This window comes from Pseudomonas sp. 14A (assembly GCF_018132745.1).
In the GTDB taxonomy this organism is placed as follows: Bacteria; Pseudomonadota; Gammaproteobacteria; order Pseudomonadales; family Pseudomonadaceae; genus Aquipseudomonas; species Aquipseudomonas mercuritolerans.
The window spans coordinates 146,039-161,555 of the sequence record NZ_JAGRQJ010000018.1 but is presented as its reverse complement, the minus strand read 5'-3'; the positions used below and the strand labels follow the sequence as shown (position 1 = coordinate 161,555).

14 protein-coding genes are annotated in these 15,517 nt (G+C 60.5%); 8 read left to right on the top strand and 6 right to left on the bottom strand.

Annotated features, from left to right (window positions below):
- Positions 1-80: 80 nt before the first annotated feature.
- Positions 81-1,025 carry a choline ABC transporter substrate-binding protein gene (locus PS14A_RS23310; RefSeq protein WP_137214265.1) on the bottom strand — a complete coding sequence of 315 codons (945 nt, stop codon included), beginning with the start codon at positions 1,023-1,025 and terminating at the stop codon, positions 81-83.
- 191 nt (positions 1,026-1,216) lie between these two features.
- Here PS14A_RS23310 and PS14A_RS23305 point away from each other — a divergent pair, with 191 nt between their 5' ends.
- A complete protein-coding gene (locus PS14A_RS23305) occupies positions 1,217-2,161 on the top strand; it encodes a GlxA family transcriptional regulator (protein WP_041476759.1) in 945 nt (314 codons plus the stop codon).
- A gap of 136 nt (positions 2,162-2,297) precedes the next feature.
- Here the strand turns inward: PS14A_RS23305 and PS14A_RS23300 are convergent, their stop codons facing one another.
- The 4 genes from PS14A_RS23300 to PS14A_RS23285 form a co-directional block, all read right to left on the bottom strand.
- Entirely contained in the window at positions 2,298-2,714 is a 417-nt protein-coding gene (locus PS14A_RS23300; RefSeq protein ID WP_016772815.1) for a DUF3010 family protein, read from the bottom strand.
- Positions 2,715-2,742: 28 nt separating this feature from the next.
- On the bottom strand, positions 2,743-3,066 hold the full coding sequence (locus PS14A_RS23295) for a helix-turn-helix transcriptional regulator (RefSeq protein WP_137214601.1): 324 nt from the start codon (positions 3,064-3,066) through the stop codon (positions 2,743-2,745).
- Positions 3,050-3,304 (bottom strand): type II toxin-antitoxin system RelE/ParE family toxin, encoded by a 255-nt coding sequence (locus PS14A_RS23290; RefSeq protein WP_137214263.1) that lies wholly within the window; start codon positions 3,302-3,304, stop codon positions 3,050-3,052. The genes PS14A_RS23295 and PS14A_RS23290 overlap by 17 nt, the downstream gene beginning before the upstream one ends.
- A 197-nt stretch (positions 3,305-3,501) precedes the next feature.
- Entirely contained in the window at positions 3,502-3,903 is a 402-nt protein-coding gene (locus PS14A_RS23285; RefSeq protein ID WP_212617321.1) for a lysozyme inhibitor LprI family protein, read from the bottom strand.
- A gap of 231 nt (positions 3,904-4,134) precedes the next feature.
- Between PS14A_RS23285 and PS14A_RS23280 the strand changes: the two genes are divergently transcribed.
- The 6 genes from PS14A_RS23280 (at position 4,135) to PS14A_RS23255 (ending at position 11,887) form a co-directional block, all read left to right on the top strand.
- The gene (locus PS14A_RS23280; RefSeq protein WP_024014597.1) at positions 4,135-5,112 is read left to right on the top strand and encodes a dipeptidase; all 978 of its coding nucleotides are present in this window, start codon (positions 4,135-4,137) and stop codon (positions 5,110-5,112) included.
- Positions 5,113-5,217: 105 nt separating this feature from the next.
- Positions 5,218-5,748, top strand: coding sequence for a 4-vinyl reductase (locus PS14A_RS23275; RefSeq protein WP_039757633.1), 531 nt, complete (start codon positions 5,218-5,220; stop codon positions 5,746-5,748).
- A 15-nt stretch (positions 5,749-5,763) separates the two neighbouring features.
- Positions 5,764-7,824: a dimethylglycine demethylation protein DgcA gene (dgcA, locus tag PS14A_RS23270; RefSeq protein ID WP_041476756.1), complete on the top strand. Its 2,061-nt coding sequence runs from the start codon at positions 5,764-5,766 to the stop codon at positions 7,822-7,824.
- 113 nt (positions 7,825-7,937) lie between these two features.
- The gene (gene dgcB, locus PS14A_RS23265) at positions 7,938-9,887 is read left to right on the top strand and encodes a dimethylglycine demethylation protein DgcB (RefSeq protein WP_212617320.1); all 1,950 of its coding nucleotides are present in this window, start codon (positions 7,938-7,940) and stop codon (positions 9,885-9,887) included.
- Complete coding sequence (locus tag PS14A_RS23260; RefSeq protein WP_212617319.1) at positions 9,887-11,107, top strand: electron transfer flavoprotein subunit alpha/FixB family protein; 1,221 nt, start codon at positions 9,887-9,889, stop codon at positions 11,105-11,107. Before dgcB ends, PS14A_RS23260 begins: the two co-directional genes overlap by 1 nt.
- A 9-nt stretch (positions 11,108-11,116) precedes the next feature.
- Positions 11,117-11,887, top strand: coding sequence for an electron transfer flavoprotein subunit beta (locus tag PS14A_RS23255; RefSeq protein WP_024014592.1), 771 nt, complete (start codon positions 11,117-11,119; stop codon positions 11,885-11,887).
- A 928-nt stretch (positions 11,888-12,815) separates the two neighbouring features.
- Here the strand turns inward: PS14A_RS23255 and gbcA are convergent.
- Entirely contained in the window at positions 12,816-14,111 is a 1,296-nt protein-coding gene (gene gbcA / locus PS14A_RS23250; protein WP_016772823.1) for a glycine-betaine demethylase subunit GbcA, read from the bottom strand.
- Between the two features lie 296 nt (positions 14,112-14,407).
- Between gbcA and gbcB the strand changes: the two genes are divergently transcribed.
- Positions 14,408-15,508: a glycine-betaine demethylase subunit GbcB gene (gene gbcB, locus PS14A_RS23245; RefSeq protein WP_212617318.1), complete on the top strand. Its 1,101-nt coding sequence runs from the start codon at positions 14,408-14,410 to the stop codon at positions 15,506-15,508.
- Positions 15,509-15,517 lie beyond the last annotated feature (9 nt).

The following is a 15,517-nucleotide window of genomic DNA, read 5'->3' as shown; positions in this document are numbered from 1 at the left end:
CCGTGGCGGGGCTGCGAAGCGTCGTTAAATCCCCTCTCCCTTGGGAGAGGGCTAGGGTGAGGGGGCTTTTGATCGCAAGGTTATTTGCTGGTCAGTTGCAGATTTTCAGCAGCCGGTTTGCCATCGAAAGTCGTCACACCTTCAAGCCAGCGCTGTTTGTCTTCGGGGTGATCCTTGAGCCACTGCTTCGCCGACTCGAAGGCATCCTTGTGATCGAGCAGCGGCTGCATCATCCGGCTCTCGGATTCGGCGGTGAACGTCAGGTTGGTCAGCAGGCGGCCGATGTTCGGGCATTGCTCGGCGTATTTCGGCGCGGTGACCGTCCACACCGTGGCCATGCCTTCGTTCGGGCCGAGGGCGTCTTCGCTACCAGTCAGATAGGTCATCTGGATATTGACGTTCATCGGGTGCGGCGCCCAGCCGAAGAACACCACGGCTTCCTTGCGGCGCACGGCGCGGTCGACGGCGGCGAGCATGCCGGCCTCGCTCGATTCGACGAGTTGGAATTTGCCCAGGCCAAACTGGTTCTTGGCGATCATCGCTTTGATCTGCGTGTTGGCGCCCGAGCCTGGTTCGATGCCGTAGATCTTGCCGCCCAATTCCTTCTCGAATTTGGCGATGTCGGCGAAGGTTTTCAGGCCCTTGTCAGCCAGATAGGTCGGCACGGCGAGGGTGGCGCGGGCGTCTTTCAGGCTCGGTGCTTCGAGCACTTTCACCTGATTGGCCTCGACGAATGGCGTGATGGTCTGGGTCATCAGCGGGTTCCAGTAGCCGAGGAACAGGTCCAGGCGCTGATCGCGGATCCCGGCAAAGATGATTTGCTGCGAGGCGCTGGTCTGTTTGGTGCTGTAGCCGAGGCCGTCGAGCAGGACCTGGGTCATGGCACTGGTGGCGATCACGTCAGTCCAGTTGACCACGCCCATGCGTACGTTCTTGCAGGAGGCCGGTTCGGCCGCCATCACGCCGGTGCTGAAGAAAGCGGTACCGCTGAGTGCAAGAACGCAGCTGCTGATCAGTCGTTTCATGTCGGGTTCCTCGGCAGTTCGATTATTGTGGTTCCCGGCATCTGCGCGCCGGTGAGGCCAAGTTACGCAGCTATGCACCCGTGAAAGCGCACTGCGGCGACTGGCATTTGCACTGTAGCGACCTGCACGCTTGAACGCCGCCGATAATCGGCGTATCAACGAGCCACGCGACCCGCCAACCGAGTGCGCCCATGTCCCAGGATTTCTACTTTTTGCTGATGCCGGGGTTCTCCGCCATCGGCTTTATTTCCGCGATCGAACCGTTGCGCGTGGCCAACCGCTTTCGCGGCGAGTTGTACCGCTGGCATGTGCTCAGCGCCGATGGCGGCGCGGTACTGGCGAGCAACGGCATGTCGGTCAACGCCGATGCGGCACTGGAGCCGCTGAAGAAAGGCGCGACCTTGCTGGTGGTGGCCGGCTTCGAACCGCTGAAGTTCATCACGCCGACGCTGGAACACTGGTTGCGCAGGCTGGACAACGACGGCGTAACCCTCGGTGCGATCGACACCGGCAGCTTCGTCCTCGCCGAAGCGGGTCTGCTCGATGGCCATCGCCTGACCCTGCACTGGGAGGCGATCGATGCGTTCAAGGAATCTTATCCACAGCTCAGCGTGACGCAGGAACTGTTCGAGATCGATCGGCGGCGGATCACTTCGGCGGGTGGCACGGCCTCGATTGATCTGATGCTCGACCTGATCGCCCAGGCCCACGGCCCGCAACTGGCGATTCAGGTCAGCGAACAGTTTGTGCTCGGGCGCATCCGCCCGCGCAAAGACCACCAGCGCATGGAAGTCGCCACGCGCTACGGCATCAGCAACAAGAAACTGGTGCAGGTGATTGGCGAAATGGAACAACACAGCGAACCGCCGCTGACTACGCTGCAACTGGCCGAGTCGATCAAGGTTACGCGGCGGCAACTGGAGCGCTTGTTTCGGCTGCATCTGAACGATACGCCGAGCAACTTCTATCTGCGCTTAAGGCTGGAGAAAGCCCGGCAATTGCTGCGCCAGACCGATATGAGCGTGCTCGAAGTCAGCATTGCCTGCGGTTTTGAATCGCCGTCGTATTTCACCCGCAGTTATCGCGCGCGTTTCGCCCGCTGCCCCCGGGAAGACCGGCGTACCGCGCAGGCGTGAATGGGCCTGCATGAAAACAATGTGGGAGCGAGCCTGCTCGCGAAAGCGGTCTGTCATCCAACACTGATGTTGCCTGACACATTGCATTCGCGAGCAGGCTCGCTCCCACATTTAATTTTCGGCGTCTGAGAGAGGGCTATTTCTTCACCAACGCCGAGCACGCCGCTTTGTACGCCTCATGCTGATATTTGTTCAGCGTCCCCGGCAGCTCGAAATTATGCTTCTTGGCCTGCGCATTGATCGTCTGCGGCGACAGCAGCGTCACCTCACAACCATCAAGCAGTTGAAACACGCCCTCAATCTTGAACGTCGTCGGCCCACCGGCAAACTCGCCCTTTTTGCTGCGCTTCTTGATCGCAATCCGGTCCACCGAATTCTCCCGCACAAACGACGCCACCTGCGCCGCGAACCGCCGCACATTTGCCGCCTCGTCATCGTCATCCAGGGCAATCTTTTTCGTGGCGAGAGGGACGTGGCTCAACGTCGAACCGTCGAGCGCCGCCACGGCGATGATCGCTTCGCTGCCTTTGATTTCAATGCCGCAGATGTTCATGGGAATTCCTTGGAATAAAGAGGGCAGCTTACAGCTCAAGCTGACTGGCTGTGATGCCGAACGCGGCGGCGATTTTCTCGCGGGTGGCCTTGCGGGGTTTGGCGACTGTTTCCTGCTGGGCAAACGCCGGTTGCGAGATGCCCATGCGATTCGCCACTTCTTCCTGAGTCAGGTTGAGATGTTCGCGCCAGGCGCGGATCGGTGTTGCGCCATCAACGATTCGACTTACTACCTCATGGGGAATCAGATCGGGCTGTATTTTCTGTGCGACATATTGAGCGTAGGGGATAACCACGAATGCAGGATTACCCTCGGCGTCATTGATTATTTGAATGTCAGTAGGTGCGTTCATCACGTTTTTTGACCTCTTGTATACTGACCACTTTGATTGCGCCATCCCAGTCGAACATGACTCGATAATTGCCGACACGCAGTCGGTAAGCGTAGTCACGACCAACCAATGCTTTTACGTTGTCAACATCGGGCATGTCGGCAAGCGCCGTGACGGCGTCGCGAACCTTCCCTTGGTGCACGGAATGCAATTTCAAAAGCTGCTTAACAGCTTTGCGAGTCCAGTGGATGCTGTTCATAGAAGAATATAAGTCTTTTATAAGATTCGCGAATCTTTGCTTATATTTTTCCAGTGACCAATAAACAAGGCGTGTCGGCATGTTGCGCGTGTGCGTCGCTACTGGCCATCAAGGCACAGCCTGTCGGCTCGATCGCAATATGATGGTTGAGGACGAGGTTACGCCGATGAAGCCGCAACAGCCGTCCAGACCTTCTATCACTCCTGCCCGATCGACTCCAAAAACTCCGACCGTTCATCACTCATCCGCGCGACACAATCATTTTGCGCAATGGTGAACGCCTTGCTCCCCGCCGTTGCCGGGAACGCTTCCACCGCGCAATCCGCATCCCGCGTCTTCAACCATTGTTGCTGGGCGGTTTTCAGTTTGGCGGTGATGTCGGCCAGTTGCGTCGGGTTCTTGCCGTAGGCGGTCTGCATGCGTTCGTTGAGGCTGGCGTAGTTGTCTTTGAGCAGGTCTTCGGCGGTGCTGCGGCTGTAGGCGGAGCATTCCGGGGTCTGGATGTCGTTTTCCACCGCGTCGCACGGGTTGTTCTCGGATTCTTCGGCGGCGTGGGCGCCGGTCGCAATCAGTGCCAGGGCGAGGAAGATCGATTTCATTGGGGTCGCTCTAATCCGTTGGTAGGTGCAGGCTGCGGCAGATTCTGGCGCAAGCGCGCGGGCTTGAACAGCCAGCGGAGGACGGCGGCCGACGACCCTTTGTCGCGGATTGACGCTTTCGGCAATTCCCCTGTCGTTTTTGCACCCGGTCGCCCCGGCACCGAGGCATATGCTGGCCCCAAAGCGCCGGCAGACGATTCGGCGCATGAATCGCCAATAAGGGGACGCCTGATGAGCCCAGCCGAATTACACGCCGACAGCATCGTTATCGACGGTCTGATCATTGCCAAATGGAACCGCGAGCTGTTCGAAGACATGCGCAAGGGCGGTCTGACGGCGGCCAACTGCACTGTGTCGGTGTGGGAAGGCTTTCAGGCGACCGTGAACAACATTGCTGCCAGCCAGAAACTGATCCGCGAAAACAGCGACCTGGTGATGCCGGTGCGCACTACCGCCGACATCCGTCGGGCCAAGGAGCAGGGCAAGACCGGTATCCTCTTCGGCTTCCAGAATGCCCACGCTTTCGAAGACCAGATTGGCTATGTCGAGGTGTTCAAGCAGCTCGGCGTTGGCATCGTGCAGATGTGCTACAACACCCAGAATCTGGTCGGCACCGGTTGCTACGAACGCGACGGCGGCCTGTCGGGTTTCGGTCGCGAAATTGTCGCCGAGATGAACCGCGTCGGCGTCATGTGCGACCTGTCCCACGTCGGTTCCAAGACCTCGGAAGAAGTCATTCTCGAATCGAAAAAACCGGTCTGCTACTCGCACTGCCTGCCGTCGGGTCTCAAAGAGCACCCGCGCAACAAATCCGATGCAGAGCTGAAGTTCATTGCCGACCACGGCGGTTTTGTCGGCGTGACCATGTTCGCGCCGTTCCTCGCCAAGGGCATCGATTCGACCATTGACGATTACGCCGAAGCGATCGAATACACCATGAACATTGTTGGCGAAGACGCCATCGGCATCGGCACCGATTTCACTCAGGGTCACGGCCAGGACTTTTTCGAATACCTGACCCACGACAAGGGCTACGCCCGCCGTCTGACCAGTTTCGGCAAGATCATCAACCCGCTGGGCATCCGTACCGTCGGCGAATTCCCCAACCTCACCGAAACCCTGCTCAAGCGCGGCCATTCCGAGCGCGTGGTGCGCAAGATCATGGGCGAGAACTGGGTAAGCGTTCTTAAGAACGTCTGGGGCGAATAACGCTTTCTCAAGACCGCCGCCGATCTGCCCCCTCTCCTGCGGGAGAGGGCTGGGGTGAGGGCCGCGGCCAACACTGAACCATCATTTTTCTGGAGTTAAGTTTCCATGGCCAAGATCGCCCCGCAATTGCCAATCGAAGTCGACAGCGAGACCGGTGTCTGGACCTCCGACGCCCTGCCAATGCTCTATGTGCCGCGTCACTTTTTCGTCAACAACCACATGGGCATCGAGGAAGTGCTCGGCGCTGAAGCCTATGCCGAGATCCTCTACAAGGCCGGCTACAAATCCGCCTGGCACTGGTGTGAAAAGGAAGCCGAATGCCACGGTCTGGAAGGCGTCGCGGTGTTCGAGCACTACATGAAGCGCCTGTCGCAGCGCGGCTGGGGCCTGTTCAAGATTCAGGACATCGACCTCGACAAGGGCACCGCCAGCGTCAAGCTCGAGCACTCGGCATTCGTCTATGTCTACGGCAAGGTCGGGCGCAAGGTTGATTACATGTTCACCGGCTGGTTCGCCGGCGCCATGGACCAGATTCTCGAAGCCCGTGGCAGCAAGATCCGTACTGTCGCCGAACAAGTCTACGGAGGCTCCGAAGAGGGCCACGATGACGGCTTGTTCATCGTCAAGCCGTTGTAAGCCGAGGACCGTGCCATGGCTTTCGAAGCAATGTTCCAGCCGATCCAGATCGGCAAACTGACCATCCGCAACCGCGTGCTCAGCACCGCGCACGCCGAGGTCTACGCGACTGACGGTGGCATGACCACCGACCGCTACGTCAAATACTACGAAGAGAAAGCCAAGGGCGGTATCGGCCTGGCCATCTGCGGCGGTTCGTCCGTCGTGGCGATCGACAGCCCGCAGGAATGGTGGAGTTCGGTCAATCTGTCCACCGACCGGATCATTCCGCACTTCCAGAATCTGGCCGACGCCATGCACAAGCATGGCGCCAAGATCATGATCCAGATTACCCACATGGGTCGTCGCTCGCGCTGGGACGGTTTCAACTGGCCGACCTTGATGTCGCCCTCGGGCATCCGTGAACCGGTGCACCGCGCCACCTGCAAGACCATCGAGCCGGAAGAGATCTGGCGGGTGATCGGCAACTACGCCCAGGCTGCGCGCCGGGCCAAGGCTGGTGGCCTCGATGGCGTCGAACTGTCGGCAGTGCATCAGCACATGATCGACCAGTTCTGGAGCCCGCGCGTCAACAAGCGCACCGACGAATGGGGCGGCAGCTTCGAAGGGCGGATGAAGTTCGGTCTCGAAGTCCTGAAAGCTGTGCGCGCCGAGGTCGGTGACGACTTCTGCGTGGGCATGCGCCTGTGCGGTGACGAGTTCCACCCGGACGGCTTGTCCCACGAGGACATGAAGCAGATCGCCAAGTATTACGACGACACCGGCATGCTCGATTTCATCGGCGTGGTCGGCTCGGGTTGCGATACCCACAACACCCTGGCCAACGTTATTCCGAACATGAGTTATCCACCGGAGCCGTTCCTGCACCTGGCTGCCGGGATCAAGGAAGTGGTCAAGGTGCCGGTGTTACACGCGCAGAACATCAAGGACCCGAACCAGGCCACGCGCATCCTTGAAGGCGGTTACGTCGACATGGTCGGCATGACCCGCGCGCACATCGCCGACCCGCACCTGATCGCCAAGATCAAGATGGGCCAGATCGACCAGATCAAGCAGTGCGTCGGCGCCAACTATTGCATCGACCGCCAGTATCAGGGTCTGGACGTGCTGTGCATCCAGAACGCCGCGACCTCCCGTGAATACATGGGCGTGCCGCACATCATCGAGAAATCCACCGGGCCGAAACGCAAAGTGGTGATCGTCGGTGCCGGCCCGGCCGGGATGGAAGCCGCGCGCGTGGCTGCCGAGCGTGGCCACGACGTCACGCTGTTCGAGAAAAAAGACTTCATCGGCGGGCAGATCACCACCGCATCGAAAGCACCGCAGCGTGACCAGATCGCCGGTATCACGCGCTGGTTCCAGCTGGAACTGGCGCGGCTGAAAGTCGATCTGCGCCTGGGCACAGCGGCGGATGCCGACACCATCATGGACCTGCGTCCGGATGTCGTGGTGCTGGCGGTCGGCGGTCATCCTTACCTTGAGCAGAACGAGCACTGGGGCGCGGCCGAAGGGCTGGTGGTCAGCAGCTGGGACGTGCTCGACGGCAAGGTTGCGCCGGGCAAGAACGTGCTGGTCTACGACACCATTTGCGAGTTCACCGGCATGTCGGTCGCCGACTTCCTCGCCGACAAGGGCAGCCAGGTCGAGATCGTCACCGACGACATCAAACCGGGCGTGGCCATCGGCGGCACGTCGTTCCCGACCTACTACCGCAGCATGTACCCGAAAGAAGTGATCATGACCGGCGACATGATGCTGGAGAAGGTCTACCGCGAGGGCGACAAGCTCATCGCAGTGCTGGAGAACGAATACACCGGCGCGAAAGAGGAACGGGTGGTCGATCAGGTGGTCGTCGAAAACGGCGTGCGCCCGGACGAGGAAATCTACTACGCCCTCAAGGACGGCTCGCGCAACAAGGGCCAGATCGACGTCGAAGCGCTGTTCGCGATCCAGCCGCAACCTTCGCTGAGCGAAGCGGGCGACGGCTACTTGCTGTTCCGCATCGGCGACTGCGTGGCGCAGCGTAATACCCATGCCGCCATTTACGACGCACTTCGGCTCTGTAAGGATTTTTGACGGCTCAGCGGCAAGCCACAAGCTGCAAGCTGCAAGTAAAAGCACAGCCGATCCATGCTGCTCTTTCTTGCCGCTTGTAGCTTGCAGCTTGCCGCTCGCCAGAGGTGACTCTGATGTTGAACACCCTTCTTCCAATCCTGTTGTTCGCAGCCCTGGGCCTTGCGGTCCTCGGCGCGTTGCGGCGGATGAACATGTGGCGCCGGGGGCGGGCGGCGAAGGTCGATCTGCTCGGCGGTCTGCTGGCCATGCCCAAGCGCTACATGGTCGACCTGCACCACGTCGTCGCGCGGGACAAATACATTGCCAACACCCACGTCGCCACGGCGGGCGGTGCGGTCGCATCGATCGTGCTGGCGATTCTCGTGCACGGTTTTGGCCTGCATAACCGCATCCTTGGCTACGCCTTGCTGCTGATGTCGGCGGTGATGTTCGTCGGCGCGATCTTCATGTACCTGCGCCGGGTCAATCCGCCTGCGCGTCTGTCGAAAGGCCCGTGGATGCGCCTGCCGAAAAGCCTGCTGGCCTTCTCCGCGTCGTTTTTCCTGGTGACCCTGCCGGTGGCCGGGATCCTGCCGGCGAACTTCGGCGGTTGGGTGCTCGCCGCCATCCTCGGTGTTGGCGTGCTGTGGGGCGTGTCGGAACTGTTTTTCGGCATGACTTGGGGCGGGCCGATGAAGCACGCCTTTGCCGGTGCTCTGCACCTGGCCTGGCACCGTCGCCCGGAACGTTTCGGCGGCGGGCGCTCGACCGGTTTGAAACCGCTGGACCTGAACAATCCCGATGCGCCGCTGGGCGTGGAAAAACCCAAGGATTTCACCTGGAACCAGTTGCTCGGTTTCGACGCCTGCGTGCAGTGCGGCAAGTGCGAAGCAGCGTGCCCGGCCTTCGCCGCCGGCCAGCCGCTGAACCCGAAAAAACTGATTCAAGACATGGTCGTCGGCCTCGCTGGCGGCACTGACGCCAAGTTCGCCGGCAGCCCGTATCCGGGCAAACCGATCGGCGAGCACGGCGGCAATCCGCACCAACCGATCGTCAACGGTCTGGTCGATGCCGAGACCTTGTGGTCGTGCACCACCTGCCGTGCCTGCGTCGAGGAATGCCCGATGATGATCGAGCACGTCGACGCCATCGTCGACATGCGCCGGCATCTGACCCTGGAAAAAGGCGCGACGCCGAACAAGGGTGCCGAAGTCCTCGAAAACCTGATCGCCACCGATAACCCCGGCGGTTTCGCCCCAGGCGGGCGGATGAACTGGGCGGCGGATCTGAACCTCAATCTGCTCAGCGAAAAGAAGTCCACCGACGTGCTGTTCTGGGTCGGCGACGGTGCTTTCGACATGCGCAACCAGCGCACCCTGCGCGCGTTCGTCAAAGTGCTGAAAGCGGCAAAAGTCGACTTCGCCGTGTTGGGCCTCGAAGAACGTGACAGCGGCGATGTGGCCCGGCGTCTCGGCGACGAAGCGACGTTCCAGTTGCTGGCCAAGCGCAACATCCAGACGTTGGCCAAATACAGCTTCAACCGCATCGTCACCTGCGATCCGCACAGTTTCCATGTGCTGAAAAACGAGTACGGCGCCTTCGACGGCAACTATCTGGTGCAGCACCACAGCACTTACATGGCCGAGATCATTCAGGCCGGCGCGCTCAACCTCGGTCAGCACAAAGGCAACAGCGTGACTTATCACGATCCGTGCTACCTGGGCCGTTACAACGGCGAGTACGAAGCGCCGCGCGAAGTGCTGCGTGCCCTCGGCATTGAAGTCAAAGAGATGCAGCGTTCTGGCTTCCGCTCGCGCTGCTGCGGCGGTGGCGGCGGCGCGCCGATCACTGACATTCCGGGCAAGCAGCGCATCCCCGACATGCGCATGGAAGACATCCGCGAAACCGGCGCCGAACTGGTGGCGGTGGGTTGTCCACAGTGCACGGCGATGCTCGAAGGCGTGGTCGAACCGCGTCCGCTGATCAAGGACATCGCCGAACTGGTCGCCGACGCGTTGCTCGAGGACGCCGCGCCAAGCAAGCCTGCTACGCCGGCCAAACGTGAACCTGCGGAGGTGCACTGATGAGCGACATTATCCGCCGCGACCCGCGCGCCGAATGGATTGCCCGTAACCGTTTGCATCCGCTGCACGCGGCGATGCAACCGGCGCAACACAGCTGGATGGGGCCCAACGGCGTCATCCGCAAGAATCTGCACGGCATGGGTTTTATCGGCCCTAACGGCATCAAACGCATTGACCGCAGCGGCGCGCAGCAGGGTGGGACGGTCAAACGCTCGGCTGCTGTTGAAGTGCAGTTGCCGCTGCATCAGGTACCGGCTCCGGCGTTCTACATCAGCGTGGTGCCGGATATGGTCGGCGGTCGCCTGAGCAGCCACGACCGCGATCTGCTCGGCCTCGCTCACCAACTGGCCGGCAGCGATGGTGCAGTGCTCGCCGTGGTGTTCGGCGAGCACAAGGAAAGCGCTTTCGAAACTGCTGGCGTCGATCGCCTGCTGGTGCTGGAAGGCGAGGAATTCAGCGGTTATGCACCGGAACAACGGGTGCAGGGTTTGCGCGCTGTGGATAACCAATTCAATCCGCATCACTGGTTGCTGCCGGACAGCCGCAGCGGTGGCGGCGAACTCGGCCGGCGCTTTGCTGCAGCCTTGGGCGAGCGCCCGGCCACGCGGGTCTGGCAGGTCAAGGATCAGGAATGCATCGGCCGCGCCGGGGCCGGATTACAAGACCTGGCGCGTCCAGTGGCGCGGTTGATTCTCGCCGCTGCCGAATGCGCAGAACCGGTCAGCGAAACCCGTCACGAAGCGTTGCCAGTGGAGTTATCCACAAGCGTTGCGCGCAGCTTGTCGCGAATCGAAGATCTTGGTGCCGTGGCGGTGGATCCGGCAGCGATTCCGATGGCCGAAGCCGAGTTCATCTTCTCCGGCGGCAACGGCGTCAAGGACTGGCAGTTGTTCCACGAAACGGCAGCAGCCCTCGGCGCCACCGAAGGCGCTTCGCGGGTTGCGGTGGACGACGGCTTCATGGCCCGGGATCGCCAGGTTGGCGCGTCCGGCACCTGGGTCACTGCGCGGGTCTATGTGGCTGTGGGTATCTCTGGCGCGATTCAGCACCTGCAAGGCATTGGCGCTTGCGACAAGGTTGTAGCGATCAACCTCGATCCGGGGTGCGACATGATCAAGCGTGCCGACCTCTCGGTGATCGGCGAAAGCGCAGAGATTCTGCAAGCGTTGATCGAAGCGGTCGCGGCTTACCGCAACGAAGCCAAGCGCGATGCGGCTTAAGGAAACCCTATGAACACGAACGTTATCAGTCTGGTCTCGATTGGCGCTCACCCGACCTCAGGTCGGCCACGGCGCGCCGATCAGGATGCGCGCGCGGTGGAACTGGGCCTGCAACTGGCTGGGGATAACCTGCAAGTGCTGCACGCCGGTGATGTTGCCGAACCGGCCCTGCGTGCCTATCTGGGCATGGGCCTGGAACAGCTGCATGTGCTGGAACAACCCGCTGGCGCCGATGCCTTGCCGGCGCTGACCGCATACCTGCGCGATGCCGGGGCGCAAGTAGTGCTGACCGGCAGTCAGGCGGAAACCGGCGAAGGTTCGGGGATGTTGCCGTTCCTGCTGGCGGAAGGTCTGGGCTGGCCGCTGGTAGTGGGTCTGGCGCAGGTCGAATCGATCAATGACGGGTCGGCGCTGGTCCTGCAAGCGTTGCCGCGCGGCCAGCGACGCCGCTTGAAGGTGAAGCTGCCGTTTCTGGCCACTGTGGATAACGCCGCACCGAAGCCTCGGCAGAGCGCGTATGGCCCGGCACGACGGGGCGAATTGGCCGCTGATGACGTTGAAGTGGTGGAGGACCAATTGTTGGCCGTCGCCACGCTGCAACCGGCCAAGCCAAGGCCCAAGCGCTTGAAGGTGATCAAGGCCAAGAGCGGCGCCGACCGGATGAAGGCCGCGACGGCCAAGGCCAGTGGCGGCGGGGGGCAGGTTTTGAAAGGTGTAACCGCGCAGGCGGGTGCCGAAGCCATCCTCAAGTTGCTGATCGAAGAAGGCGTCGTGCGCTAAAAGCCCCTCACCCTAGCCCTCTCCCGGAGGGAGAGGGGACCTACGGTGGCGCTCTCAGGTTTGACGTCGACCTGAACGATCAGCGTGAGCTCAGGTTTGGCCAAGCCAAGGTCACCGCACAGGTCGCAGGTCTGTACATTTCTCCATTCCACCTCGGTCGGCTCCCTCTCCCTTCGGGAGAGGGCTGGGGTGAGGGTAGCGCTTTACCCACAATCCCTGTTGGTGGATCTGTGGATAACGTGTTCGCCCCTCCCTACATCCCTCGCCAATCAAGCCATGCAGCCACCCGGTCAAAAAACAACCAGCCTAAGTCACGGGTTTTTCGGGCTTTTTTCCGCTAATAACTCGACAAGTTGCCCCCAATCTCTGTTGGCGCTTCTGTGGATAAGATGTTCGCTATCCGCTGTAGGCCATATGGATCAGGGTCTACACGGGTTTGATCAATTATTGATCAAATGCGCCTTCCTAGCGCCAAGAGCCGTCAACGCGAGGGGTTTTCCCCAGTCATTGGGGTTTTTCCACAGGTGAATCAAAGTTGTCCCCGATCTCTGTTGGCGCTTCTGTGGATAACGTGTTCGCTACCCGCTACAGGCCTTTAAATACTTGGCCTGCACGAGGCTGATCAAAAAACGATCGATCGTTTTCAGAAACTGTGATTCAGAATAAGTCACGGTTTTTCTTTGCAAATCAGCAAGATATTTTTTGACTCATCCACAGTTACCCCCATTTGCTGTGGGCGGGTATGTGGATAACTTGTTTGCGGAAGGCTGGAGGGCTTGATGGGTATGGGGGCGGGGGTGATTGGTCGGAAATTGATCAACTGAAAGATGTAGCGTGGGTAAGGACGCCTTCGCGAGCAGGCTCGCTCCCACAGGGGAATGCGTTCCACCTGTAGGAGCTGCCGCAGGCTGCGATCTTTTGCTCTTGATCAGCCCTGGACCGGTACGCCTTTTAGGTAAGGCGCAGGCTCGGCCCCGAGGTTGTTCAACATCCGCTCGCTGTACCAGTCGACGAAGTTGACCACGCCGAATTCATAGGTCTTGGAGTAAGGCCCCGGCTGGTAAGCGGTGGAGTTGATCCCGCGCTGGTTTTCCTCAGCCAGACGCCGGTCCTGATCGTTGGTCGCGTCCCAAACCTGGCGCATGCGCTCGACGTCGTAATCAACGCCTTCCACCGCGTCCTTGTGCACCAGCCACTTGGTGGTGACCATGGTTTCCTGGGCGCTGATCGGCCACACGGTGAAGACGATGATGTGATCGCCCATGCAGTGATTCCACGAATGCGGCAGGTGCAGGATGCGCATCGAACCAAGATCCGGGTTCTTGATGCGGCCCATCAGTTTCGCGCAGCCCTGTTTGCCGTCGAGGGTCATCGACACGGTGCCCTTGAGCAGCGGCATGCGCACGATACGGTTGCGCAAGCCGAAACTGGCGTGGGCGTAAGGGATCTTTTCCGCTTCCCAGGCAGCGGCGGAGGCGGCGACGTGATCCTTGAAGGCCTGATCGGCGCGCGGGTCGGTGACGTCGTCCCACTCCAGCAGGGTTTTCAACAGTTCCGGGTGCGACGCGTTGCAGTGGTAGCACTCGCGGTTGTTTTCCAGCACCAGTTTCCAGTTGGCCTTTTCCATCAAGGTGGTGGTGATCGCCACCTTGGTGTTCTCCATGTCGTACGGTTCCATGTAATGGTTGAGCGTCGACAGGAAGTCATCGATGGCCGGCGGGTTTTCCGCCAGGCTGATGAAGATGTAACCGCCTGCGGTTTTCACGTTCACCGGTTTGAGGCCGTACTGCTTCATGTCGAAGTCGGCGCCCATCTCGGTGCCGGCGAACAACAGGCGACCGTCCAGTTCGTAGGTCCACTGGTGGTAATGGCAGACCAGTTTGGCGACCTTGCCTTTTTCACTGGTGCACAGGCGCGAACCACGGTGGCGGCAGACGTTGTGGAACGCGTGCACCACGCCCTCGGCGCCGCGAATGACGATGATCGGGTTCTTGCCGACCTGCAGGGTCAGGTAGTTGCCCTTGGCCGGGATCTCGCAGGTCATGCCGGCGATCAACCATTCCTTCTGGAAGATCTCCTGCATATCAATATCGAACAGGCGCTCGTCGCTGTAGAACGGTTGCGGCAGGGAAAAGGTGCGCTCGCGCTCCTGCAGCATTTGTGCGGTGGCCTTGCGTGCGGGTTCCAGCGGATCGCCCAGGCTGATTTTTGCGGTGACGTCCATCGATGTAATCCTCATGGCCCTCTGCGTGGCCGGCGAAAGTGGCTGATCAGGTGTGCTGCAAAACGGTTGCTACGCAAGGTGTAAAGAAGTCGTCTTGTGTTGGGGCGAGTGTGGGGCCGGCGCTGGGGGGAACCTTATCCATGCGCGACATGGCGCAATCTGTTCCCGACGCGCAAGCCCCGGTGTTCAAGGGCTGGTCGCGATAAGTATGTCAATGTCGCGGATAGGTAAACGCACGGTCTGCGCTATACGCAGAATCGCCGACAAGAGGCCGACAGTCGGCCGTGGAGAACAGCATGTCCAACAGCTTCCTGAATCCGGTCACCACCCAGACCTGGGCCAATGGCCGACACATTGTCCGTTGCGTCAAAGTCATCCAGGAAACCTGGGATGTGCGCACCTTCTGCTTTATGGCCGACCAGCCGATCCTGTTCTTCTTCAAGCCGGGGCAGTTCGTCACCCTGGAGTTGGAAATCGAAGGCCAGCCGATCATGCGTTCGTACACGATTTCCAGCTCGCCGTCGGTGCCGTACAGCTTTTCGGTGACGATCAAACGCGTGCCGGGTGGCAAGGTCTCGAACTGGTTGCACGACACTTTGCATGAGGGGCAAGAACTGGCGGTGCACGGCCCGGTCGGGCTGTTCAACGCGATCGACTTCCCGAGCCCGAAGGTTCTGTATTTGAGCGGCGGCGTCGGCATTACCCCGTGCATGTCGATGGCGCGCTGGTTCTACGACACCAACGCCAATGTCGACATGACCTTCGTGCACAGCGCGCGGTCGCCGAAAGACATCATTTACCACCGCGAGCTTGAGCACATGGCGTCGCGGATCGACAACTTCAGCCTGCACCTGATCTGCGAAAAACACGGTCTCGGTGAGCCATGGGCCGGTTATCGCGGTTACCTGAACCACAAGATGCTCGAACTTATGGTTCCGGACTTCCTCGAACGCGAAGTGTTCTGCTGCGGCCCGACGCCTTACATGACTGCGGTCAAACGCTTGCTGGAAGCGGCCGGCTACGACATGTCGCGCTACCACGAAGAATCCTTCGGCGCCACGCCACCCGAGGCCCGCGCCGACGCGGTGGAACAGGCCGAACAAGCCGCCGACGCGCCGGAAATCGATGCCGCGGATCTGCATCAGGTGGAATTCACCGCCTCCGGCAAAAGCATTCGCGTGGCCCCGGGCGAAACCGTCCACGCAGCAGCCGCCAAACTCGGCCTGATGATCCCGAAAGCCTGCGGCATGGGTATCTGCGGAACGTGCAAAGTGATGAAACTGGGCGGCGAAGTGGAGATGGAGCACAACGGCGGGATTACCGAGGATGACGAGGCGGAAGGATTTATCCTGTCGTGCTGCAGCGTGCCGAAGGGGGATGTGCGGATTGAGTTTTAATGAAGAAAA